This window comes from Pelagicoccus albus (assembly GCF_014230145.1).
GTDB lineage: Bacteria > Verrucomicrobiota > Verrucomicrobiia > Opitutales > Opitutaceae > Pelagicoccus > Pelagicoccus albus.
In genome coordinates this window covers 345,467-369,868 of the sequence record NZ_JACHVC010000013.1, presented here as the reverse complement: position 1 = coordinate 369,868, position 24,402 = coordinate 345,467, and the positions used below count along the sequence as shown (strand labels likewise).

General features: G+C 52.5%; 21 protein-coding genes. 15 read left to right on the top strand and 6 right to left on the bottom strand.

Annotation, left to right across the window (positions count from 1 at the left end; translation table 11 throughout):
* Positions 1-35: 35 nt before the first annotated feature.
* Both H5P27_RS16905 and cbiB read left to right on the top strand, forming a co-directional pair.
* Positions 36-1,721, top strand: a complete 1,686-nt coding sequence (locus H5P27_RS16905) for a glycoside hydrolase family 43 protein (protein WP_185661602.1) — start codon at positions 36-38, stop codon at positions 1,719-1,721.
* A 12-nt stretch (positions 1,722-1,733) separates the two neighbouring features.
* Positions 1,734-2,675: an adenosylcobinamide-phosphate synthase CbiB gene (gene cbiB / locus H5P27_RS16900; protein ID WP_185661601.1), complete on the top strand. Its 942-nt coding sequence runs from the start codon at positions 1,734-1,736 to the stop codon at positions 2,673-2,675.
* A gap of 135 nt (positions 2,676-2,810) precedes the next feature.
* On the opposite strand, the gene H5P27_RS20255 is transcribed toward cbiB, so the two are convergent.
* Positions 2,811-2,996 carry a hypothetical protein gene (locus H5P27_RS20255; RefSeq protein WP_425511344.1) on the bottom strand — a complete coding sequence of 62 codons (186 nt, stop codon included), beginning with the start codon at positions 2,994-2,996 and terminating at the stop codon, positions 2,811-2,813.
* A gap of 111 nt (positions 2,997-3,107) precedes the next feature.
* On the opposite strand from H5P27_RS20255, the gene H5P27_RS16895 reads away from it, so the two are divergent.
* From H5P27_RS16895 to H5P27_RS16850, 10 genes are all read left to right on the top strand, one after another.
* The gene (locus H5P27_RS16895) at positions 3,108-4,991 is read left to right on the top strand and encodes a TonB-dependent receptor plug domain-containing protein (RefSeq protein ID WP_185661600.1); all 1,884 of its coding nucleotides are present in this window, start codon (positions 3,108-3,110) and stop codon (positions 4,989-4,991) included.
* Between the two features lie 103 nt (positions 4,992-5,094).
* Positions 5,095-6,201, top strand: coding sequence for an ABC transporter substrate-binding protein (locus H5P27_RS16890; RefSeq protein ID WP_185661599.1), 1,107 nt, complete (start codon positions 5,095-5,097; stop codon positions 6,199-6,201).
* A 12-nt stretch (positions 6,202-6,213) separates the two neighbouring features.
* On the top strand, positions 6,214-7,266 hold the full coding sequence (locus tag H5P27_RS16885) for a FecCD family ABC transporter permease (RefSeq protein ID WP_185661598.1): 1,053 nt from the start codon (positions 6,214-6,216) through the stop codon (positions 7,264-7,266).
* Positions 7,266-8,312 carry an ABC transporter ATP-binding protein gene (locus tag H5P27_RS16880; RefSeq protein ID WP_185661597.1) on the top strand — a complete coding sequence of 349 codons (1,047 nt, stop codon included), beginning with the start codon at positions 7,266-7,268 and terminating at the stop codon, positions 8,310-8,312. The genes H5P27_RS16885 and H5P27_RS16880 overlap by 1 nt, the downstream gene beginning before the upstream one ends.
* Complete coding sequence (locus H5P27_RS16875) at positions 8,309-9,469, top strand: adenosylcobinamide amidohydrolase (protein ID WP_185661596.1); 1,161 nt, start codon at positions 8,309-8,311, stop codon at positions 9,467-9,469. The genes H5P27_RS16880 and H5P27_RS16875 overlap by 4 nt, the downstream gene beginning before the upstream one ends.
* A gap of 34 nt (positions 9,470-9,503) precedes the next feature.
* The gene (locus H5P27_RS16870) at positions 9,504-10,082 is read left to right on the top strand and encodes a cob(I)yrinic acid a,c-diamide adenosyltransferase (RefSeq protein WP_185661595.1); all 579 of its coding nucleotides are present in this window, start codon (positions 9,504-9,506) and stop codon (positions 10,080-10,082) included.
* A 10-nt stretch (positions 10,083-10,092) separates the two neighbouring features.
* Complete coding sequence (locus H5P27_RS16865) at positions 10,093-10,782, top strand: adenine nucleotide alpha hydrolase (RefSeq protein ID WP_185661594.1); 690 nt, start codon at positions 10,093-10,095, stop codon at positions 10,780-10,782.
* Positions 10,779-12,233: a cobyric acid synthase gene (locus H5P27_RS16860; protein ID WP_185661593.1), complete on the top strand. Its 1,455-nt coding sequence runs from the start codon at positions 10,779-10,781 to the stop codon at positions 12,231-12,233. The genes H5P27_RS16865 and H5P27_RS16860 overlap by 4 nt, the downstream gene beginning before the upstream one ends.
* Before the next feature lie 161 nt (positions 12,234-12,394).
* On the top strand, positions 12,395-14,602 hold the full coding sequence (locus H5P27_RS16855; RefSeq protein ID WP_221774770.1) for a ribonucleoside triphosphate reductase: 2,208 nt from the start codon (positions 12,395-12,397) through the stop codon (positions 14,600-14,602).
* 61 nt (positions 14,603-14,663) lie between these two features.
* The gene (locus H5P27_RS16850) at positions 14,664-15,398 is read left to right on the top strand and encodes an anaerobic ribonucleoside-triphosphate reductase activating protein (protein WP_185661592.1); all 735 of its coding nucleotides are present in this window, start codon (positions 14,664-14,666) and stop codon (positions 15,396-15,398) included.
* 42 nt (positions 15,399-15,440) lie between these two features.
* Here the strand turns inward: H5P27_RS16850 and H5P27_RS16845 are convergent, their stop codons facing one another.
* The gene (locus H5P27_RS16845; protein WP_185661591.1) at positions 15,441-16,097 is read right to left on the bottom strand and encodes a rhomboid family intramembrane serine protease; all 657 of its coding nucleotides are present in this window, start codon (positions 16,095-16,097) and stop codon (positions 15,441-15,443) included.
* A 373-nt stretch (positions 16,098-16,470) separates the two neighbouring features.
* Between H5P27_RS16845 and H5P27_RS16840 the strand changes: the two genes are divergently transcribed.
* On the top strand, positions 16,471-16,665 hold the full coding sequence (locus H5P27_RS16840) for a cold-shock protein (RefSeq protein WP_185661590.1): 195 nt from the start codon (positions 16,471-16,473) through the stop codon (positions 16,663-16,665).
* 154 nt (positions 16,666-16,819) lie between these two features.
* Here the strand turns inward: H5P27_RS16840 and H5P27_RS16835 are convergent, their stop codons facing one another.
* A complete protein-coding gene (locus tag H5P27_RS16835) occupies positions 16,820-17,098 on the bottom strand; it encodes a DUF2103 domain-containing protein (RefSeq protein ID WP_185661589.1) in 279 nt (92 codons plus the stop codon).
* Positions 17,099-17,214: 116 nt separating this feature from the next.
* On the opposite strand from H5P27_RS16835, the gene H5P27_RS16830 reads away from it, so the two are divergent.
* Positions 17,215-17,634, top strand: a complete 420-nt coding sequence (locus H5P27_RS16830; protein ID WP_185661588.1) for an acyl-CoA thioesterase — start codon at positions 17,215-17,217, stop codon at positions 17,632-17,634.
* Between the two features lie 10 nt (positions 17,635-17,644).
* On the opposite strand, the gene H5P27_RS16825 is transcribed toward H5P27_RS16830, so the two are convergent.
* Complete coding sequence (locus H5P27_RS16825) at positions 17,645-18,340, bottom strand: rhomboid family intramembrane serine protease (RefSeq protein WP_185661587.1); 696 nt, start codon at positions 18,338-18,340, stop codon at positions 17,645-17,647.
* A gap of 101 nt (positions 18,341-18,441) precedes the next feature.
* Positions 18,442-20,145 carry a hypothetical protein gene (locus H5P27_RS16820; RefSeq protein WP_221774769.1) on the bottom strand — a complete coding sequence of 568 codons (1,704 nt, stop codon included), beginning with the start codon at positions 20,143-20,145 and terminating at the stop codon, positions 18,442-18,444.
* 319 nt (positions 20,146-20,464) lie between these two features.
* Here H5P27_RS16820 and H5P27_RS16815 point away from each other — a divergent pair, with 319 nt between their 5' ends.
* A complete protein-coding gene (locus H5P27_RS16815) occupies positions 20,465-22,015 on the top strand; it encodes an alkaline phosphatase PhoX (RefSeq protein ID WP_185661586.1) in 1,551 nt (516 codons plus the stop codon).
* Between the two features lie 139 nt (positions 22,016-22,154).
* On the opposite strand, the gene H5P27_RS16810 is transcribed toward H5P27_RS16815, so the two are convergent.
* Positions 22,155-24,137, bottom strand: a complete 1,983-nt coding sequence (locus H5P27_RS16810; protein WP_185661585.1) for an alpha-L-arabinofuranosidase C-terminal domain-containing protein — start codon at positions 24,135-24,137, stop codon at positions 22,155-22,157.
* Positions 24,138-24,402 lie beyond the last annotated feature (265 nt).

Sequence of the window (24,402 nt, the reverse complement as noted above, 5' to 3'; positions counted from 1 at the left end):
TTGCTCAAGTTGAGCTAAGCAAATCTGATAGGTTTATGTACCTCAACCCCCTGAAAGGTCTTTTATTAGTCTCGTTATTGAACATTGGAGAAATCCACGCTGCTTCTGATTCGGTCCACTTCGATTGGTTTGAATATGAAGGTAAGGACGTCGCCTTCAGCGATCCGGTTCCCGAAGGAAGTTTTCAGAATCCGATCTTAGCCGGGTTCTACCCTGACCCTAGCATGTGTCGCGTAGAGGACGATTTCTACATGGTCACTTCGACATTCGCCTTTTGGCCTGGCGTACCCATTTTTCACAGCCAGGATTTGGTGAATTGGGAGCAAATCGGACACGTCTTGGACCGACCGAGCCAATTGGACAACATCGGCGACAAGGTGTCCGAATCGATATTTGCCCCGACGATCCGCCACCATGACGGCGTTTTCTATATGATCACGACTGCGGTGCAGGGGATAAACAATTTTTACGTGACCGCTACTGGCCCGGCGGGTCCATGGTCGGACCCGATCTTGTTGCCATGGGTCGACGGTATTGATCCTTCCTTCTTCTTCGATGATGATGGCAGAGTCTATATTACGCATAACGGTCTTCCGCCTCAACGGGAGTCCCTCTACGAAGGGCACAGGGCGGTTTGGCTTTGGGAGATCGACATGGAATCGGGAGAGCCGATCGGAGAAGGCAAAATCATCGTAAACGGTGGCGTGGACCTATCTGAGGAGCCGGTTTGGATCGAGGCTCCACACATCTTTAAAAGAGGAGACTGGTATTACCTGACCTGCGCGGAAGGAGGCACTAGCCAAAACCATTCCCAAGTCATCTTCCGTGCTAAGAGCCTCGGCGATGAGTGGATTGCTTGGGAGGAAAATCCAATTCTCACCCAACGGGACCTTTCACCGGACCGACCGAATCCAATCGACGCAGCGGGACATGCGGACTTCGTGCAGCTCGAAAACGGCGACTGGTGGGCAAGCTTCTTGGCGGTGCGTCCCTACGAGGGTGGCTTCTACGGAACAGGCCGCGAGACCTTCCTTCTACCAGTGGAGTGGACCGAAGACGATTGGCCGATCATTCTGCCGGCTGGTCAAGAGGTCCCTTGGACGCTGCCAAAACCCGATCTCGCTCCGAGCGAAGTCTCGATGCCGACCACTGGAAATTTCTCGATTCGGGAAGAGTTCGATGGCGACGAACTGGGCATGGAGTGGATAACGCTGAGAACCCCGGTCCACGACTGGAGTTCGCTCGAGGAGAAAGCTGGATTTCTGAGCATCGACCCGCTTGCCGTCGAGTTGTCGGAACTGGATAATCCATCTTGGCTGTGCAGACGCATCCAACACGCCACTTACTCAGCTTCCAGCAGCCTGCTAGCTCCGGCTCCAGGTGTAGAGGCAGGAGTGGCTCTGCTCATCCGTGAGGATCATTACTTTTTTGTAGGGATACAGTATGTGAATGACGAATACGTTGTCTTCCTAGAAAAGGCTGATGGAGGTGAGGGGCAGATCGTGGTTCAAGTGCCTTTGCCCGAATTGAAGGAAGGTGAAGCGCTTGTTTTCAAAATCGAAGCCGACCGCTCTGAAATTTCCTTCAAGGTTCAAACCGAAGGGAGCGGAGAGCTCGACTTGGCTGAAAACGAGGATGCAACCATATTGACCACGCAAAAGGCTTGGGGATTTGTTGGTACCATGATTGGACCCTATGCTCGACTTGAGGCGACCGAGTAGCATGTTGGTCGCGTGATTTACGAATACGCGATAGCCATCGGAGGGGGCGTAGCCCTTGATTTTATCTTCGGAGACCCGCGCCGAATGCCACATTTGGTGCGGGCTGTAGGTTGGCTGGCCGTACAAGGCGAGAAGGCGGTTGTGACGACTCTAGGTCGAACGGTCGTGGGCGGGTTCTTCCTTGGGGCAGGCATCTTGGCTATTTGCCTTGGCTGCTATCTGGGAGTGGTAACCCTGCTCGCCGGCTGGAGTCCCTGGGCCAAGGTCGCTTTTGACGCGATTGTGGTATTCCAGTGCGTCGCTTACAGAGACCTCGTCAAGCATGTGCTGGAGGTGAAAAGAGGGCTTGAGAATAGTTTGGAGCAAGGTCGGCAACGCGTCTCCTGGATCGTAGGTCGGGACACGGAACGGATGGAGGAAGACGACGTCTGCCGAGCCGCGATCGAGAGTGGGGCGGAGAATTTGAACGACGCTGTAGTCGCTCCCCTGTTTTGGGCTGCTTTCCTAGGACCGGTCGGTGCGCTCGTATTCAGGATCTCAAACACCATGGACGCCATGGTGGGGCATCGGACCGAGCGTTTCGAGAAGCTTGGCAAAGTTTCGGCTCGGATAGATGACATCCTAAACTATTTACCCGCTCGTTTATGCTGCGTGCTCATTCTGAAGCTGGGCCAATGTTTCGGATGGAGGCGGTTGAAGTCAGACGCCAAGAAGCATCCTAGTTTCAATGCAGGTTGGCCAGAGGCGGCTATGGCGTCGCGACTAGGAGTCGTAATTGGTGGTCGGATGTACGAGGGAGGCGAACTAGTGCAGACGGCTGAGATGAACGAAGGAGCTCGGCAACCCGGCAGAGATGATGTGGAAAAAGCGACTCAAGTCATGGGGGTTGCCTACTTTAAGTTGTTGGTTCTCATAGCGCTTGGCTGGAGCGTCTCTGCCTTGGTTTTAAACTAAATACAAATTTGTCTTAATTAGCCTTGCTAATGTCTGGAGAGTGGGGCTTAAGGAGTGCGTTCTTTACCATAATTGAATTGGTTCGTAGTCAGGAAACGCCGTGAGAATCGGCGACAGTCGCGCTACGGTAACAAGTCACAAGCCCATCCGAGAGTTTGAAAAGAAGATCTCGGGCTTCATTTCTGGAGTGAGGGTGAGGTTTCCCCAATCCATTTTAGGGGATGCAAACTTGGAGTCCGAACGCTGACCGCGATCCGTACCCGCTTCCACGCCAAGGGCGTGAGGCAACCAACTTGTCGCAAGAACGAGTGAACGGTACACATGCTTCGAATTATTCGAAGTGAGTCGGCGTAATACAAGAGGAGCCCGGCTTGCTTTCGTTTTCGATATGGATGCCTGACGCTATTTCGAGCGACAGACTACATATCGAAAATGAATCAACAAACTGAATACAACTTTAAGAATTCCATCCGCTTTTGCTGCGCGGTTGGTTTCGGTATCGCCGGCCTGGCGTCTCCTGCGCGTTCTCAGGATAGTTTGGCAGAAGATGTCCACGAGCTGGACGCCTTCTCGGTGTCTGCCTCCCGCTTGGAGCTGCCCATCCAGCAGGTGGGAAGCACCGTCGATGTTCTCGACACTTACGAATTGAACCAAGGAGCGGATTTGTTCCTCGTTGACGCTCTTCGCGAATTGCCAGGATTGGTTATGCGCAACAACGGGGGAGCGGGCAATAGCTTCGGCATCACCACCCGCGGTCTAAATTCCAACCGACCAAAAGTTCTGCTTAACGGCATCGACGTCAGCAATCCTTCTTCCGGGCAGATTTTGAACTTGGGCAACCTCTTCACGAGCTCGGTTTCCCGCGTCGAAATGTTGCGCGGCCCACAGAGTTCAATCTATGGAGCGGATGCCTTGGCTGGCGTAATCTCTATCGATACTTTGAGCCCAGACTCCGCCCCTGGCGGAAGAGCTGCCTTGTCCTACGGATCTCATGACACTTATGACTACTCGCTCGGCCACAGCGGTTCGCAGGGGGCGTTGAGCTGGTCCGTCGATGGCATGATCCACGAGTCGGAAGGCTTCTCTGCACAATCACCTAGCTACGGCGAGGCCTGGGCAGACGATGATACCTACGACAATACGACTTTCACCGGAGCCCTCGGTTACCAGTTGAGCGAGAAGGCTCGTCTCTTCGCATCTGCGGTCTACATGGATACCTATGCGGAATATGATCCAGGCGACCCTGCTTGGGTATGGGGAACGGTCTCTGGCGATTACTACGCTACCACCGAAGAGTTATTTGCCCGCGTCGGCAGCGACTTCACCGTTCAGGATAACTGGCAGAGCACGCTCGCCCTTGGATACTCTGATGTTGAGAGCTCCTCATACAGCGATGGCTACGTATATGACAGTAACGGACGACGCTACAGCTACGAATGGATTAACCAGATCGAAGCCAGCGAAGCCTGGTCAGTCGTAGCTGGGCTTGAATACAAAAGCGAAGAGAACCTCAGCGATATAGGCAACCGAAACGACCTTTCCGCTTACATGGAAAACGTCTTCCGCGTAAACGAGAACCTGGACGTGACTCTGGGTGCTCGCTACGATGACAATAGCGCTTATGGCGAAGAAGGAACCTACCGTGCTACCTTTAGCTATCGTATCGACGATTTGGATGCACGCGTTCGTGGCTCTTTGGGCACGTCCTTCCAAGCTCCTTCATTCTATCAGCTCTTCAGCCCTTATTACGGAAATGTAGACCTGAAAGCTGAGAGCGGAAAGGGTTGGGATCTCGGAGTGGAGAAGTCGCTACTCGACGGGAATCTATCTTTCAGCTCTACGCTTTTCGGAAACAAGGTGAGCGACAAGATCGTGTGGAGCGGCGTTTACAACAATGTAAGCGAGTACAAGAGCGTCGGTGTTGAAAGCGCACTGCGCTACTTCTTCTCGGACACGTTGAGCTTCAAAGCGGCTTACACCTATAGCGATGCGGAAGAAGACGGCGGACTCGAGCCTTTGCGTGTACCTCGCCATGTTGGTTCGATCGGTACCAACTACAGCGCTCTCGACGGTGACTTGAACCTGAACCTCGATCTGGTCGCGGTTTCTAGCCAGTTTAGCGACAGCACTGCTCGTGCGGCAGGAACTCGCCTCGATGGGTACCAAGTGGTGAACTTCGCTGCTCGCTACAAGGTCTCGGAGCAGTACTCGCTTTGGCTGCGTGTTGGAAATCTCTTCGATTCGGAGTATGAGGAAATTTCTGGCTACGAGACGGACGGCATCAACGCCAATGCCGGCGTGCGCATGGCATTTTAGTGGAATTTAGCAGTAGGGCAGTAGCTTGCCGCTTGGCTTCGACGCTTATTCGGTGCTCATTAGTCGGACCACGCGGTAGGCTTCGGCCCTACTTACTCCAATTATGAAGTCCTTTTCTTTTATCCTCCTATTGGCCCTTTTCTGTTTCGTGGGGCAGGCGAGCGAACTTCGCTACGCCAAAAACTTCTCTATCCGCGATCACGAGGACTATCGGGAGATAGAAGTACGCAACACTTGGGTGGGCGCGGGTGATGAGAAACAGGTTTATGCCTTGGTTCCCCGCGGTAGCGATTTGCCGGAGCTCGATGATTCCGTTGTCGTGATTAGAACACCGGTCGAGCGACTGGCGGTGATGACAACAGTCTTCCTCGGTGTCGTGCACGAACTCGACCTCTACGAGTCCTTGGCGGGTGTGGCTAACCCGAATTTTGTCAATGACCAGCGTACCATCGAGCTTCTCGAAGCGGGTAAGGTGAAGGAACTGCAGTCCGGCAGCTCCATGAATCTGGAGACCATGATGCTGCTGCAGCCGGATCTCGTTCTTACCAGCACTACCGGAAACCCAACGTTTGACGTCGATCCACAGCTAAGCCGGTCAGCTCTTCCAATTGTAGTGACTGCGGCATACATGGAAGAACATCCCTTGGGTCGCACAGAGTGGATCAAGTTTGTTGCCGCCTTTTACGGCGAGGAAAAGCAAGCCTTGGCTGACATAATTTTCAACGAGGTGGCAACTGAATACGAGAGGCTTGTCGAGCTAGCAGCAGCAGTCGAATCGAGACCTACCGTACTTACCAATGCCCCATTTGGTGGTTCATGGCATGTTTCCGGCGGCCAAAGCTATACCGCCAAAGCCCTCGAACATGCAGGGGCGGATTATCTCTGGAAGGATCTTGATTCCAGTGGGAGCCAGCCGATGGACATCGAAATCATTTTGCAGCGGGCGGCCGATGTGGATATCTGGCTTAATCCCAGTAGTTACTCTACCATGAAGTCGCTCCTTGCTCAGGATGAACGCTACGTGGCCTTCAAGGCGCTTCGCGAGGGCGAAGTTTACAACAAGACGGTTCGGGTAAACGAGAATGGCGGTAACGACATCTACGAGCGTGGGGTTGCTCATCCGGAGGAAGTGCTCGCTGATCTCATCAAGATTTTCCACCCGGAGCTTTTGCCGGAGCATGAGTTTGTCTTCTACGAGAAGCTCAAGTAGTTAGTTGGCCGAATGAGTGAGCCTGTTGCCAAAAACCGTGTACCTGTCTTCTTCGGACTGCTCGTTCTTTGCGTCCTCGTTTTGTTAGTTGCCAATGTGTGCCTCGGCTCTGCCACATTTTCCCTCAAGGAGCTTTGGGCAGCGGTTAGCGGAGACGAATCCGGTTCTCCAGTGATCGCTCAAATAGTTCTCGATTTCCGGTTGCCACGGGCTTTGACCGCTCTTTTCGCCGGAGCGGCTTTGGCTGTATCCGGACTCTTGATGCAGACTGTTTTTCGGAATCCCTTGGCTGACCCTTTTGTATTGGGGGTGAACTCGGGTGCCAGTCTAGGTGTAGCGATTGTATTGCTGGTTCTGGCTCCGGCGGGCATTTCGCTCACGCAAGGGCTCGAGCTGAGTGGTCATGTGCTGGTCGTGATCGCTGCGACTGGTGGGGCTGCAGTGGTGCTGGGGATCGTGCTAGCATTTGCCCAAAGGGTAGATGTCATGTCGCTGCTGATACTCGGATTGATGATGAGTTATGCGGTCGGGTCGATTGTTAGCATTCTCATGTTTTATAGTATGGCTGAGCGGATACAGTCGTTTTTCTCCTGGTCCTACGGAACTTTCGGAAATGTCGCTTGGAGTCATATGCGGGTTTTTGGTAGCTGTATTTTGGCGGGGGCCGGAGCGAGCTTGTTCCTTTGCAAACCATTGGATGCTCTCTTAATGGGGGAACGATTCGCCGAGTCCCTCGGCACCAATGTTAAGTTGGTCCGCTTCTTCTGCCTCGGATTGGCTTCGCTGCTCGCAGGTACGGTAACCGGCTTTTGCGGACCAATCGGCTTCCTCGGCATCGCGGCTCCGCACTTGTGTCGCTATTTGTTCAAGACAGCTCGGCATCGTGTCCTTATCCCTGCCTCGCTCCTCAGTGGGGCATCAATTGCCATGGCGGCTGATTTAGTTGCCAAGGCCCCAGGGTTCGATGGAGCTCTTCCTCTTAACGCCGTCACTGCTCTAGTAGGAGCGCCGGTCATCATCGCCGCCCTTATTCGTCAGAGAAATCTTAGAAAGGCCTTTGGGTAATGGGGGCAAAAACTGAGAATCACGCTCCTCTTGAGTCTGAGGATTTGGCTGTGGGTTACCATGTTAAAGGTCAGCCTGATCGACTGGTTGCCAAAGACTTGAATCTGCAATTGGTGCCAGGTGAGTTTGTCTGTCTTCTAGGCCCGAATGGAGTAGGCAAGTCGACCTTGATCCGCACTTTGGCCGGCATGCAAGATCCGTTGCGAGGCTGTATCCAGATTTCAGGTTCAAAGGTCTCAGACATGAACGCCAAGGAAAGGGCCCGTTCCGTCAGCGTGGTTTTGACCGATAGCCTGCCGCATGGCATGTTTGACGGTTACTCGGTCGTAGCCCTTGGAAGGCATCCGCATACTAGTTGGACAGGCGGATTGGGTGCTGAGGACAAGCGAAAGATTAATTGGGCCTTGGAAGCAGTAGGGGCGACTCCGCTGGCTCGTCGGCAGATTTCGGAACTGAGCGATGGTGAACGGCAAAAAATCATGATTGCCCGGGCTTTGGCGCAGGAGACCAATATCATGCTCCTCGATGAGCCGACTGCCTTTTTGGACCTGCCGCGTCGCGTCGAGCTGATGAGGACGCTGCGAGATCTGGCCCGCAAGGAGCGGCTTTGCATTTTGCTTTCCACCCATGATTTAGACTTGGCCTTGCGAAGCGCGGATCGGCTATGGCTGCTTACAGGTGAGGGACGTTTGACTACTGGCATGCCAGAAGAATTAGCCCTACAAGGAGAGATCGCCCGAACATTCGCTTCCGACGAAGTCGATTGGGATGCTGAGCAGGGTGCGTTTCGGATGCATCCAGAGACTTGCTCCATGGTTAGTTTGGAAGGGACGGGGCATGCGCTCGTTTGGACTCGTCGCGCTTTGACCCGTATCGGCTACGAGGTCGTGGAAAATGGGCAAATCCCCGAGCTGAGGATACGAATAGAAGGCGAAAGCCGTTGGATGGTTAGCTACAAGGAGACACGCCTCAGTTTTGATTCCTTGGGTTCTCTCGTAGAAGGACTTTTGAATTTTAGGCCTGCCAAAGCGGGGAAGACACTATGAAGATTGGTCATTTTTACGACGCGGTGGAACTGCACCGTGAGGAGAAGATCGTTTATGCGAAGTTTCTGAAGCCGCATCGAACGCTGTCTACCTGCCGGTTAAATGGTGGAATGCGCGAGGATCTTGAATACGTCTACAACCACCAGTCTTGCGAACCCCGGGCCCACATAGGAACTGATCTTTGCCATGTGGCGGTGAAGGAGCCAGAGCGCTACCAGCGTCGAATCGCTGGCAAGGCAGGCTTGGACTTCGAAAAGTGCGCCTCTCTGGGAACCGCTGCCAATGTTAACAACGCAGCAGTCAGCGTTGAGAAGTTCGAGGATCTGGAAGTGGTCGCAATCGTGACGGCAGGCGTTGGCGGCAATGGCGGCCGAGCGGGCGATCCAGCATCCTACTATCAATCCGAAGACGGAGCGGTGATTATAAACAAGGCTCCGCCGCAAGCGGGTACGATCAATATGATCCTGCTAATAAGCGAGGAGGTTACCAAGGGAGCTCTTGTCTCTGCAGCCACAGTTCTATGCGAAGCGAAAAGCAGCATCTTACAAGAGCTCATGGCCCCCTCCCGCTATTCGGAGGGAATTGCTAGCGGCACCGGGACCGATCAGATCGGAATCGCCTGCCGCCTCGGTACCAAGATTGTGCATACCGATGCGAACAAGCATTCAAAGCTCGGAGAATTAATAGGTAAGGTGGGGCGGAAGGCTCTGCAGGAAGCTCTGAATTTGCAATCGGGACTTACCCCTGACGCGAGACGATCGAGCGTCGCACAACTCGCTCGCTTCGGCGAGACGCAGGAGGCATTTATCGAGGGAATAAAATCGCTCCTCGACCCCGAAGCGGCCGCCCTGTTCGAGGCCAACTTTCTTTCGGCCAATCACGATCCGGTTTCGGTGGCGGCAGTTCAGGCATTGGTACATCTCAAGGACCAATTCACTTGGGGAGTACTTCCTTTCGGTTGTATTCAGGAGATAATGACCGGACAGGCTGCTCTGTTGGCGAGCTGCGTGGCAGGAAAAGAAATCTCACGAAGCCAACTGCAGGAAAAGCTAGGTATGGAGGCGATCAGCTTAGACTCAGGCGATTTTTTGACCTTGGTTCGCAAATGCTATGCGCTCGGCTATGGTATGAAATGGCAAGGTCGCTTCGAGGACTAGTCGGAGAATTTTAAGGAACTAAGGAGAACGAATTATGGGAAAAGGCATTATTTCAACGAGAGCGGGCGACAAGGGAAGAACGGGCGTCGGAGGCGGTGGTCGAGTCGACAAAGACGATGCTCGTATCGAAGCTCTTGGCGATTTGGATGAAACCAATAGCGTTATAGGCGTATTGAGAAGCTTGCTCCCCGCTGAACACGATTGGGAGGAAGGTTTGAGACGTATCCAGACGGAAATGATGAACCTCATGGGTCACGTTGCTACGCCGTCCGATGTCGAGCGTCCTCAGTCCATTCCCTTGCCCGACGAAGCGGTCGTCTGGATGGAAGATTGGATGCAGAAGATCGAAGACAGTCTAGCCGATACCACGGAGTATTTCCTTCTTCCCGGGGGCAACCAGATTTCCGCCCAATGCCATATCGTTCGCACCGTGGCTCGTCGGGCGGAACGGAGACTGGTGACACTTAACAAGGCCGACCCAGTTGTCCCAAGCGTGCTGAAGTTTGTGAACCGTTTGTCTGACTTGATGTTCAAGCTAGCTCGTCAGGAGACGCACCGCAAGGGCCTGACCGAAAATCGTTGGCGCCTCTTCAAGCCAGAGCGTAACAAGTAGCGTACTTAGCATGAGCGAGGAAATCATCCACTCCTGGTCTAGCGGCAAGGATAGCGCGATGGCGTTGTCAACCGTTCGAAAAAATGGATACAAGGTGGCTACTTTGGTAACGGTCGTTCGGGACGATCAGCGCGTCAGCGTTCATGGTGTTAGCCGTGAGCTATTGAGAGCGCAGGCAAGTCGTTTAGGGCTACCCTTAGTCGAATTACTAGTAGACAAGACGAACTCCTATGAGGACGTGATGGCTGGTTTTTTGTTAGAGCAAGCCGAGAAGGGGCGAAACAAAATATCCTACGGCGACCTCTTTTTGGAAGACATCCGGAACTGGAGGGACCAGCTTCACCGCAGACTTGGCTTTCATTGTCTGTATCCGATTTGGCAAACGCCTAGCCGAATATTCGCAGATGAGTTCATCGCCAGCGGACGAAAAGCGGTAGTGGTTTGTGTGGATACGAAGCGACTTGATGCGTCGTTTGCGGGAAGGGATTACGACCAGAATTTTCTCGAAGATTTGCCTGAAGGAATCGATCCCTGTGGAGAAAACGGGGAGTTTCACACTTTCGTCTACGACGGACCGGATTTCTCTCGCCCGATCCCCCTCGAGCGCGGAGCTCCAGAGATTAGAGAGTTCAACGATCCGGGACATCAGTTTCGCTTTGGCTTTTGTGACCTAAGTTTGAGGCAAGGGGAATCGCGGTGAAAGCGATCTCGATCCTCGGCTCTTCGTCCAACGCGGGTAAAAGCTGGGTTGCCACCGCTCTGTGCGCGTGGCTGCGAAAACAGGGGATAAAGGTAGCTCCGTTCAAAGCCCAGAATATGGCCAACAATGCCTTCGCCACCCTGGCAGGCGGAGAGATCGGCGTCGCTCAAGCCGTGCAAGCCGAAGCCTGTGGATTGTTGCCTCGGGTCGAAATGAACCCGATTTTGCTCAAGCCCAACGGTCCGGATGGCTCGCAAATCGTACGTCTCGGAGTGGCGGGAGAGACGCGGAGCGCAGCGAGCTATTACGAAACGGTCGAAGAGTCGTGGCGGATCGTACAGCAAACTTTGGATGGATGGAAATCCGAGTGCGATGTGTTGGTGCTGGAGGGGGCTGGCAGTCCGGTGGAACTGAATCTTATGACACGAGACATCGTCAATTTGCGTCCTGTAGAGTATCTAGATGGTCGTTGGATACTCGTCTCGAATATAGAGTTCGGCGGGGTTTTTGCGCAAGTGTTCGGGACCTGGAATCTTTTGCCTCCCGCCATGCAAGCCCGTGGCTTGGGTACCATCGTAAACCGGTTTCGCGGTGATTTGTCCCTGTTCTCTGATGCGGCCGATGTTTTTCGCGAAAGGATGAAGCTGCCCTATCTCGGATGTCTGCCTTTCGACGGCTCGCTGCGAATCGATGACGAAGACAGTCTAAATGCGGAGGCTTCGATTCCTAAGGACGGGACCCCGTACATCGCTTGGATTAAGTATCCGCGCATCTCGAATTCGCAGGATCAGCTGCCTTGGCAAAACGATATTGGTATCCAGTCGATTTGGACAGATTCTCCGAAGGTAGTGGAAGGGGCGACCGCAGTCGTTCTACCGGGGAGTAAAAACACGCTTAGCGATCTGGCTTGGCTGAAAGAACGCGGGCTCGCTTCTGCAGTGGTGGGCGGCGCTAAAAGGGGCATACCGGTGGTAGGCATTTGTGGAGGGAAGCAAATGCTGGGACGTGTATTGCGCGATCCGCAAACTGGCGAAGATGCTCGAGGCTTGGAATTGCTCCCGATCGAAACCGAGTTTTTGCCAAGCAAACGCGTGGTTCGAAATGAATCTAGGCGAGCCGGCGAGGTTTGGCAGACATTCGAGATCCATACCGGTGAGAGCTCGATAGTAGAATCCGTCCCATTCGAACCGCTGTGCGAGAGTCGCCCTGCGGGGGAGGGCGATTTCGATTCGGATGGTATGAAGATCGGAAAGGTTTGGGGCACCTATCAGCACGGGATATTTGATGCGGTTTCGATGCGGGAGCTTCTGCTAAGCGATGCGTGCATCGAAGGAGTCCAGGTATGCCGGAGCGATTGGCGAGAATCTCGTATGTCGATCTATGACCGCATGGCCGATTGCTTGGATATGTATCTAGATTTGGATACGGTCAAACGCTACCTCGGTCTCTGATCGCTTCAAAATACCGGTGAATTTTAACCGATTTTGACAGCAAAATAAGCGAGCTTTGCCGTGCTTATTAGCGATAGGCCTAATTAGCCTTCTGAGCTAAAGTGTCTGCATATTGTGGTTGTTTGGGAAATGACCACAATATATGGGGTTGTTTATTGATTATGAAAAAGCCCACCAATACCTCGCCTCTACAATCAGCCCTTTCTTCATATCAACTTTCAGATCGCTTGCTGGATCATCTGAAGGTCGCGCTCAATGAGAGTGCCACTCCATTTTCCGCTGAGCTTTATGCCAATATCGCTCTTCGTTTGGAGAGTGGACAGGAGGAGAGTTCTATCTTGAATGAATATGAGGTAGCGGAAGAGGAGCTTGCGTCTCTCGGTATGGTGAAAGCCCTCAAAGCCTTTTGGAAAAATACTCGCGAGGAGGCTGAGGGAAGCGAGGTTAAGTCCAACGAACGCGACACGCTTATCAGTGCCAAGCAAGCGGTTGAGGAGTATATCAACAAGGTTGATTGGCGTATCAATGCGAACGCGAATGTTGGATACAGCCACGCTGGTCTGATCAATCAGTCCGCAGGCAAGTTGGTGGCGAACTACTGGCTAGACCAAATCTATACCGATGAAGAGGGGGAAGCCCATCGTCGAGCTGACTACCATATCCACGACCTTGATAATCTCTCCGGTTATTGCGCAGGCTGGAGTCTGCGAGTGTTGCTCGACGAAGGTTTCAACGGCGTCGATGGACGCGTTTCGAGCAAGCCGGCGAACCACTTCAACGAAGCCCTCGGGCAGATGGCCAACTTCCTAGGCATTTTGCAGTCTGAGTGGGCAGGAGCCCAGGCGTTTAGCTCTTTCGACACTTATCTGGCTCCATTGCTTTTCAAGGACCAGCTCGATTTCAAGGAAACGAAGAAGGCGATTCGTCGATTTGTGTATAATCTGAATGTACCCGCTCGGTGGGGACAGAGCCCGTTCACGAACATTACGCTCGATTTCACTCCGCCTAAGGACCTTTCCACTCAGTACCCAAGCCGTAACTACCGCCATCTCTTCGAAAATGTGCAAGACGAGCGGCTCGAACAAATCGCTCGTGAGCGGGGTGTGGAGAAGCTTACTGACCTTCGCTACAAGCATTTCCAGGAGGAGATGGAAATGATCGACGTCGCCTACTACGAGGTGATGACGGAGGGTGATAGCCACGAGCAGCCGTTCACATTTCCGATTCCGACCGTAAATATCACGGAAGATTTCGACTGGGATTCCGCCGCCGCGGACGCGCTTTTTGAAAACACCGCCAAGGTGGGTAACTCCTATTTTCAGAATTTCATCGGTAGCCAGTGGATGTTCGATGATGAGGGGAACAAGGTCCCGAATCCCGACGCTTACCAGCCCGATGCGGTTCGAAGCATGTGCTGCCGCTTACAGCTCGATCTCAGAGAGCTGCTCAAGCGAGGAAATGGATTGTTTGGGTCGGCGGAGATGACTGGTTCTATTGGTGTTGTTACTCTGAACATGGCTCGTCTCGGCTATCGTTTTAAAGGAGATTGGGATGGTCTTAAAGCCGAGACAGTTCGCCTTATGGATCTGGCTAAGGATACCTTGGAGAAAAAGCGCGTTTTTGTGCAGAGCCTTTTTGACCGCGGCCTCTTCCCTTATAGCAAGCGCTACCTGCCGCACTTTCGAAACCACTTCAGCACCATTGGCGTGAACGGCCTCAACGAGATGTTGAGGAACTTCTCCGAAGACCGATTCGATATCGCGAATGAAGAGGGAATGCGGCACGCTATCGAGCTTTTGGACATGGTACGCGATCGCATGAAGAAGTATCAGGAAGAGACCGGTAACCTTTATAATCTGGAAGCGACTCCCGCGGAAGGAACTACTTACCGATTCGCCAAGGAAGATGCGAAACGCTTCCCCGGTATCTTGCAGTCCGGAAGCGGCGAAAATATCTACTACACCAATAGCAGCCAATTGCCCGCGGGCTACACCGACGATCCCTTCTATGCGCTTGAGAAGCAGGACGAGCTGCAGTGCAAGTACACGGGCGGGACCGTGCTGCACTTGTACATGGATGAGCGGCTCGACAATGGCCGGGCCTGCGCGAAGTTCGTTAAGTCCGCTTTGAGTAGTTTCCGTTTACCGTATCTCACGGTGACGCCGGTTTTCTCCGTGTGCGACGATCATGGATACCTGAATGGTGAACAGGCGGATTGTCCGCACTGCGGAAAAGCGACTCAGGTCTGGACTCGCGTCATGGGCTATCACCGTCCTGTGAGCAGCTTCAATCGAGGCAAGAAGGGAGAGCACGGGGATAGAAAGCATTTCTCTCTGACCGCGAACCCACACCTGCCCCTATTTGAGTAATTTAAAGTTTTTCCTGTAACGGTCGCCCGGAAACGGGCGGCCTCGTTTTCGTTTTTCCCTCATGTTATCCAAACCCCACAATATCCCTCTTGTTTCCCTCACTACCTTCACACTGCAGGATTTCCCTAATAAGTCTGCTTGTATCCTTTGGTTTACTGGCTGCCAAATGCGTTGCTCCTATTGCCACAACCCAGATTTGGCCTTGGGTGGCGGGAGGCGTATCAGCGTGGAGGATACGCTGGCGTTTTTGAGGAAACGAGAACCTTTGCTCGATGGAGTCGTATTCTCTGGAGGCGAATGTTTGCTTAGCTCTGGAGTTGAGCAGCTGGTCCGCGAGGTCAAAAAGATCGGTTATGCGGTAAAGATCGATACGAACGGGGCGAAGCCAGAACGCTTAAAAACTTTAATCGATGAAGGGGTAGTCGACTACGTGGCGATGGACTTCAAGTCTCCGCTCGAAGACTACGAGAATTTGACCGGGTGGAACCGCACTGAGTTGTGGGAAAAGAGCTTCGAGATTCTACAGTGCAGCGGAGTCGAATACGAACTTCGTACGACGGTTCATGCGGATCTGATCGACGAAACGACGGTTGGACTGATGATGGATTATCTCGAGAAGAACGAGTATCGAGGGAGCTACTGGCTGCAGCATTTTCAGGCGTCCGGCCGCACCTTGGGCGACATCGCTGAACCGAGTCGCCGCTTCGATCTCAGTCGTCTCGACTTGCAAAGACCGTTCTCGGTCAAGTTTCGAAACTTTTCGGATCACGAGGTGAAGCAAGCGCTTCGAGGCTAATCCCGGATTCGTTTTCGTTCGATTCTTGTGATCCTACGCGGATCAGTAGTAGTGCCGGGGCGGTAGTTTCTTCCGCCAGTAGAGCATGAGTAAGAAGCCTATGATGGCCCCTCCGATATGGGCGAAGTGAGCTATGCCTCCTCCAAAAAGCGAGAATCCTGTCACGCCAGAGAACAGGTCGATCAGAAGTAGGACCGGGACGAAATACTTCGCCGCGACGGGCACTGGCAGGAAGATCAGCATCATCTTCGCATTTGGGAAAAGCAGGGCGAAGGCGACCAATACGCCGTACAAAGCTCCAGACGCTCCAACCATGCTGCTCCAATAAAGCGACAAAAATGTGGTTTGCTCTTCAACGTTGAGAAAGCGCAAGAGATTGGATTGCGGGGCACCAGTATCCAGAAACCGCTGTATGGTTTCGGCGGGGACATTGTTGCTCGTGAGGTAGCTTACAAAGGTTCCGAACTCGTAGACATTAATACCTGAGAAGATGGCAGCGGCTCCGATTCCCGAGAGGAAATAGAAGATCAGAAAGCGTTTTGCCCCCCAGATTCTCTCCAGATGTATGCCGAAGGTGTAGAGCCCGAACATGTTGAACATGATATGGGCGAGGTTCCCGTGCATGAACATGTGTGTAACTAGCTGCCAGATGTGTACGCGATCATTGTACGGGAAATACAAGGCAAATAGGCGGAGCATCTTTTCCTGCAGGCCGGGCACGTAGTAGGTCGCTACGAAAAAGAGAACGTTTGCAATGACGATGCCGATGACGGCGGGAGAGCTGTTTTTTGAAAAGTTGATACGCTGTGCTTGGTGGAATTGGTCCGGCTTTTAAAGGCAGAAATTTGGCTGTTCCAAATCAATGGAGCTTCCAGTCGGGACAACGGATGAAGTCTCTTGTTTAACGGAGCTGGGACAAAATACCTGGCTCACTGTCCGCGTAGGTGCTGCCTCCGAGAAAAATACTAGGTGAATTGCTTAGACAATGGGCAGTGGGCTCTACGGTCCGTCCCGAATCGCGGCTTTCTGGAACAGTTTCAAGAGGCCAACGGTTCGGAATACAAAAACATATATGTCAAAAGGAACTATTAAGTGGTTTGATCAGGAAAAGGGCTTCGGCTTCATTCAGCAGAGTGAGGGAGGTAACGACCTTTTCGTTCATCATTCCGAGACTGACGGGTACGCCCTCAACGAAGGTGACACCGTAGAATTTGATATCGGCGAGGGGCGTAAGGGTCCTTGTGCCGTAAAAGTTAAGAGAATCTAAACTTCTCGAGCATAAGGCGCTCTGAGCTGAACGCTGCTTTCAGCACGGTTTGAGCGCTTGATTTAGCTATTTCAAATTAGAAAATGAGAGAGAGGCTTCGGCTTCTCTCATTTTTTGTAGGTAGATGCAGGCTATTTCCGACAGCTGAACCGAGTTACAGCTTTTCGATTGCTTCGGTAATCTCCGGATTCTTCCTAGTATCAGTCCTGATGAATAGTTCCTGCAGGCCTTTTGCTGTCTGAGTAACCGCCTTCAAGCCCCCAGGCTGCTCGCGCTGGATCTTCACAGCACCCGTTTTTCCGCCTCCCCCGAGAGACTTTCCACCGTAGGAACGCCCGATGATCACGCCGACGACCCCCTCCATCGCTTCGATCTTGGCGATGGTGCGCTGGCATTCTTTGGAAGTGCTTTGGTGGCGTCCGCGGGAGGGCATGACTCCTTGTTTGTAGACGAGAGGAGCTCTTGTCTAGCGGCAGTTTTCAACAAGATCAGGTAGATCTCAAATATTTTGAATTTTCAGGTGAAAGCGCTATTAGCCCTTAAGTTCCTATGTTTAAAGAGATCAAACGTTTCCCTCGGGTAGACTTCAGCGCCAGTATTCAATTCCGGATTACTGACCATAACTATGGCGATCATGTCGCCAACAACGTGTTCGTGGAATACTTGCACGAAGCCAGGGTGCAGTTTCTAGCCAGTCTTGGTTACACCGAAAAGGATCTGGCCGGGGTGGCCCTGATCATGTCGGAACTATGCATAAAGTTCACCAAGCAAGCCTTCTATCCGGGTTCGCTACGACTGGACATCGCGGTCGCTAATTTGCGGCCAACCCGCTTCGATCTCTACTACCGTGGCTATGACGAAGAGGGCGGACTGACTCTTTTGGCAAAATCGGAGATGGCGGCATTCGATCCCAGCTCTGGCAAGCCTATTAGGATGCCAGAAGTCTTCGCCGGACGCTTTCAAGGGTAACTTGTCGAGCTTAGTTTCGCCGGTTGGAGCCTTTGAGGTCCGGGAGCAATTTGCCGCTTAGATTCTGAGGGTCGAGATATAGGATAACGAGGCAGGCGACCGCAGCGAACGCGGAGCCAAAAAAGAAGAGGGGATCCTCGAAGCAGAAGCTTGGGCGTATGAGAAAGGCAAATACAAGTCCGACGATTGCTCCACCAAAGTGGGCGTCGTGCCCGATGTTTCCCTTCTTTTTACGCAAGCCGTAGAAGGAACCTAGAAGGTAGAGTAGGGCAAAAATGTTTCCAGGAATGGCGATCGGTATAAAGAAGAGGCTTACTCCGGTGCCTGGTACTAGGAAAATGGTGGCGAAGATTACTCCCGATACTCCGCCCGAGGCTCCCAACGCGGCGTAGCTCTGGTTCCGGTGTAAGTAAAGGGAAAGCAACGATCCTCCTGCCACAGCGAATACGTAAATCACGACAAGCGACTTCCAGCCATAGAGGTATTCGATCGAACTCCCAAATGAATAGAGGGCGAATAGATTGAAGCCCGCGTGCATCCAGTCAGCGTGGATCAACGCACTGGAAAAGAGGCGATCCCATTGTTGTCCTTTGAGAATCGCATCGGGGACGAAAAGGAGGCGGCGAAGGACCTCCGGTTTCATGAGTGCGATTTGGGTGATTACACCTGTAATGATGCAGATGGTAAGGGTGACTGTAGCGTTCATTAGCAAATTCAGGGACAGCCGTGGTGGCTGGCCCTGATGCTCAGAATCAAAGTACCCTCAGTTTCGGCAAGCGGATTCGTATGCGCCGCTATGCTGTCCGCCTATTGTGAATCTGCTATCCTCGTTCCACTTTCTTCCAGCTGGGACCAATCGAGGCGAATATCCCATTCGAATACCCGATCTTCGGGGAGGGTCGGAGTTCGTAGGTTGTCAATTTCGCTATAGACGTTTGCGGGAGGTTGTACGGTAGCGTCTCTGCCATAGATGAAATCCTGATCCTCCACGATTGCCTTGTAGGCTTTATTGAGAACCAGAGCCCGTTCCTTTGAGGGTGCTATCAGCTCGTAAACGTCTTCTGCTGCGGCAACTTTCTCGTGGTCAACGGTTCCGTCCTCCTTGAACCAGCGTTGCTCCATTTCCTCGTTGTTGCGGAACTCGCTGCCGCCACCCACGCGTTCGAGGTAGGTGAGGATCTCACCTTGGCTTTCACCTACGTTTGGAGCGTCGGGCATGCCGTGCAAATCGATGTAAGACCAGCCCTGTGGGCCATCCAGCTTACGGGCGAAGGCAAAGGTCTTATCAATAGTGGAACCTATTGTATTATGACAGCCCATACAGAAGAAATTCTCTTCGAAGGTATTGGCTCGCAGCCTGCCATGCTTGTCTTCGATGAAGCCTTGCACCGACCAGCCGTTTCCATTGTCGAATCCCCATTGGCCTAGGTTTTTGTAGCCCGGCAGATTGCCAGCTTCCTTTTCGAAGCCTTCCAAATCGTAGCGGCGATGGTAGTTTTGCTTCGAATACTCCTGCCACTTTTTCATATAGCGAACTTCCTTGATTCTTCTAGATGGTTCGACGTGTCCATCGGATCCGAATCCCAAATATCGAATCGTATGCAAAAATTCGGTCCCTTTCGGATAAAGGTGTGTCTCTATAAATTCACCGGAAGCTGCGCCCACGTAATTGTCCGTTTTCGAAATGTACTTCGCCACACCTAGCTGCCCGTCTTGGTCTAGGTCTATGCCGACAGTTTTTTCGTCGATGGGTAGCGTACGAATCTGGTCTTGACCTTTTATCTTCGCTTCCAAGATGCTGAGGTTCGCCATGTATATGTCTCGTGAATACGAACCGGATTCGTCTTCTCTAAATGCTTTGGGCAGGCGGATCATGACGTCGTCAGTCGATCCGTTAGTTGGCCAGAATGTGCTGGGAACAGGCTTATAGTTAAAGGCTACCCAGTGGCTGCCATCTTTAGCGAAACCTTGGGAGTCGAATGCCTCGCGAGCTAGGTGGAGGTTTTCAAGGTCTGGGATCCAGCCATTGAATTCCGCCACTTCCAAGCGGTTTGATAGCTCCGAGTAATTCTCTTGGTTTACATACTCCAGGATTTCGGAATCGCTGATCTGGCCGACCCTTTCGGAGCGATCTTCGAAGAGGTTTTTCCAGTGATTATGGGTCCCCAAGTCGCTGAAGCTGTACTCCACTTGAAGGTCTTGGTCGTTCATTGAGTTTTCCCGACCCGGAATCTCGTTCTGATGGCAAACGTAACAGGGGTTGAAGTAGCCTTCGGTGCGTGTGTAGCACTGGGGTGGCACGACTGCCTCTCTGTTGTACACGGTTGAAACTGGGTGTGCGTCAGGAGCGGGTGGGATTACTGATTCGTTGGCCGATAGTAGGGCGAGCACCGTTTCGTGAGTGGGGCGTTTCGAATCTGCTTCTGACCTATCTTTTGGGCTATTCGCTATAAGAAAATAGGCATTGGCTGAAATCAGGCAAGCAGCGGGGAGAACTAGGGCTTTTCGCATTTTGATAAAAAGTTTTACAGGCTTATGCGTTGGAAAAGCGTGTCCTATGCATGGCTTGAGTTCTGAACGAGCCGTTTATTGTGAAAGATAGGAAACGCGATCATTGAGCTGTAACAAAAGACGCATGTTTGTGATAAAGTGCGCGGTAAAGTATCATAGATACAATTACGTTTAATTGGTGAGTATATTGTAACTTATGATACGCATTTCCCCGTTGATTGGAGATCTGCGTTTCTACTGTTTTGAGGTGAGCCCATCGTTTCCTTCGGGCTCTTTGTAGAATTAGCCTAAACCAAAATAATACCTACACCTAACGATAATGAACTCCTCAAAAGTTTCAGTTTCCAAGCGCGCTTTCGCCTATGCGTCAGCAGCTTCCGCTTTGGCATTCGCAGCTCCTGCGTTTGCTGGCGGATCAGACGTATGGTTCACACCACTCACAGAATCAGCCACCGTATTGTCTCCCAATGATGTGGCTGAGCTCATGGAACCTTGGATCGCTCCCTCCGGCTTGATGCAAGTCAATCTCGTCAGCCTCCACGAAGTTGAAGACCAGGTTCTTAGTCCTCTTCAATCCATCGTGCGTGTGCCTGCAGGAAATTCTTCCTCGATGTTTGATATGATGGCCTACGACGACACCGGTGACTTTCTTTTCATCCCTCATGAAACGCCATTTGGCGCGGGCGTCTCCCGCCACGATATTCATGGCCGTTCAACCGAAACCCTTTTCAATGGCGACGGAGGAGGAAACGATGGCGATTGGAGCAACGACTGGGGTGCATTCGACCCATGTCGCTTTACTCCAAACGGGACGCTTTTCCTTGCTGAGGAGTGGACTGGTGAAGGTCGGGTGATGGAGGTTTTGAATCCATTCGCTGCCCCAGAGGACATTGCAGTTCGCGAATTGGATAGCATCGCAAACGTAGCTCACGAAGGGATCAACTTCAGCCTGCAAGATCCTCGTGTCATCTACTATATTGACGAGTGGAATTCTGGTTCGATCTACAAGTTCGTAATGAAGCGTGCGGGAGATTACACACGTGGACAGACCTTTGTTCTTAAGGTGGACGCATACGAAGGTGATCCAGCCGAATACTGGAATGAAGGTACAAATGTTGACGCCGCCCGTACAGGTGTCGCGACTTGGGTGCCTTTGACGGATCGTCGTGGCAATGTTCTCTCGGGAATCACCGATCCTTTCCGCAATGGTCCGACCACAGATCCCCGCACAGATCCAACGGTTCGTGGCGGACGTCCCGCGGCGGACGATGTGAACGCCACTCCGTACGGTCGTCCTGAAGATATGGAAGTAGCGGAGTTGGCCAATGGAAATGAAGTCCTCTACATCTGTATGACTTCCGAGCAGACTGTTTACTCTATCGAGATTCTCAGCAAGGAGAAGGCGATCGTTGGCAAATTGGTCGACGGTAGCGTAACCCCAAAGAACGTCGGTTTCGCTCCGACCACAGCTGTATTGAATTCTCCTGACAACCTCGCCCAAGACGCAGCTGGCAACATTTACATCATCGAAGATGCTCCCAATGGTTCTAGCACCGGCGGTGATATTTGGTTCGCCCGCGATGTCGATAACGACGGTGTTGCCGAGTCGCTCGACCATTTCCTCAGCTTGCAGGTTGATGGTTCCGAGGCCACCGGTATGATCTTCAACCCAACCAAGCCAACTGAGTTCGTAGTGGCTGTTCAGCACCCTGACAGCACTAACTTGGATTCAGTACCTGAAGGTCTTGGTGATTCTGTTTGGAAGTTTGAAATCTCGGATAGCGAGTTCGATCGCGCGGTGCAGATCAAGCAGTTGAAAGATTACTGGAAGCGTCGCAAGAGCCCTTTCTGGGGTAAGCTTTGGTGGTAAACAGGCTCTGTATTCAGTAGTTGATACCTGGCGAGCTCCTAGTGGGGCTCGCCATTTTTTATGCTATGGAACTAGCGGTAACGCAAAAGGCCGCCACGTGATCGTGGCGGTCTTTGTTGTGAAAATTTGTTTTCTTTGATTAGAGTTCGATTCTGTAAAGGACCGAACTAAGGGCAGGGGCCTTGAGGCCTTTGGTAATCTTAGCAGTGGACTCGACTGCGTCGACTTGACGCTCAGCCCCGGGAGCGTTGTGGGAGCGGTGGTCTGGTCCGGTGATAGTCCACACCTTTGCTTCCTTAGGGAGTTTCATTCCTTCGATACTGAAATCGAAAGAAGCCGCTTCTTCGGTTGGGTTCACGATGCTCACGGTCAAGGTTTTGCCATCTTCCGATTTGGAGGCGGCTACGTCCAGATGTCCATAGGCATCCACGGGAACTTCGACTGGGATGGGTTGCCATTCCGCACGGTAAAGTTTCAGGACGATGCCAGTGGTAGCGAACTCGGCTTCTGTCTTGGAAGTTTTGATACAGCCAATGACATTTACGGTCTGAGCGTAGTTTGCGATCTTGATCAGGTCGCTTTGACGATAGAATTCGTGCAGGGCGACTACGGTGCCGAGGGCGTCCTTTAGATCGTAGACGCATCCCAGTTCGCCGTATTCATATTGTCGATCCCAGTAGTTCCATTCGTCCATGGCGATATACATGGTCTTGCCGTTGAGCTCTTCGATCTCTGGTTGAAGTCTGCGGTGCTCGCTAGATATGCGGCGGATCTGGTCTCGCATGAGAACGACGTGCTCGATGGGCTCGAGTTCTTGAGCGTCTGTCCATGGTGTTTCGCCAGAGTAGAAGTGCTCCGAGATGAGGTGCATGTAATCGGCGGAACCTTCCATCATGCCCACCGACCACAGCTTTTCGGCTTTCGCTTGGTTTGGATCGTAGTCCGCATTGATTTGATCGACGGCTCCCACTCCGATGAGAACGAGATCCTTATCTGCGTCGAGCATGGCGGAGGCGACTTCGTTGTGCTTTAGCACGTATTGCTCGAGCTGCATGAATCCAAGCTGCCAAGGGCCCCACATCTCGTTGCCAACGCACCAGTATTTTACGTTGTACGGTTCGTAGTTTCCATTGTCTACACGCCATTGGCCGCCGATGGTATCGCCGTTTGCATTGCAATACTCGACCCACTGGGCCGCGGAGTAGGCGTCGCCGAAGCCGGTATTGGCGGCGATGGTTGGCTCGGTGTTAATCTCCCGACAGAAGTCGATGAATTCGTCGGTACCGAAGTCGTTGTGCTCAACTCCTGTCCAAGCTGGGTTTTTACGAGGAGGGCGACGATCGCGGTCGCCGATGCCATCCCGCCAATTGTAGCCCGATACGAAGTTGCCGCCTGGCCAGCGGTAAATGGGGGCGTCGAGCTCTTTGAGAAGCTCGAGCGTATCGGCCCGCATGCCTCTCACATTATTGGCGGGCATAATTGAAAGGGTTCCCACGAATGCTTCGCCAGAGAGAACTTCGACCGCTAGGCTCGCTTTCAAGGTTTCCTCCTTGGCATTGAAGGTGTAGGGAAATTTTTGGTACGCGCCCTCTGGTACAGTGAATGTTGAGCTTTCACTATTTCCACCAGTTGAGAAGGTTACTTTGACCACACTTCGTTCTGCTCCGGCGTTCTGCAGCCAGATGTAGCCATCGTAGTCCATGTCTTCGATTGTGGCTAAGTCGTTCTGGCGGAAGCCAGATCCCGCACTGACCTTGGGGGTGAATTCCCCGACAAATGAGTCCTCGCGTACCATACTCACTCCCGACGCTGAGCCGAGAATTTCCCAAGGTGAGGCTCCCACTACAGGATAGGCTGTGTCTTGGAGGGATTTGTAAGGATCGTAGTCTTCGGTGATCGGGAAATAGAATTTCCGATCTTCCAGCATCTCTGCCCAGATTCCTCCGTAGATGCATCGGCCCATATGTTCGATGAATTGTCCGTAGATGAAGGGGCTGATCGCTTCACTGGTTTGGGAGAGGTCTAGTTCGATGCTCTCCGATGGTTTATCAGTTGCCGAATGGGTCATAGGCAGGAGGGTAGAGGTAGCTACTGCTAACAAGGTCGTTTTCAGTCGGTTCATAGGGTTCGTTTTGGGTTCGTACGAAATGCTCCCCCGAATGGGGGATGGGGTGGCAAAAACGATCCTCTGATGTGGCCTGAGAGCCAAGAATAAGCGTACTTTACTGTTAAGTAAAAATCGTCACTATTCAGTAAAAATCATCTTGGACCGGAGGCCTAGAGTACGCAGTGTACACCAGTCTTTTTGGGCGTTTTTCTTCGCGGGAGATTTAGCGCACATCAAGACGCGAACCTAACACCCCAAACCCTAAAACGAAATTGATCCT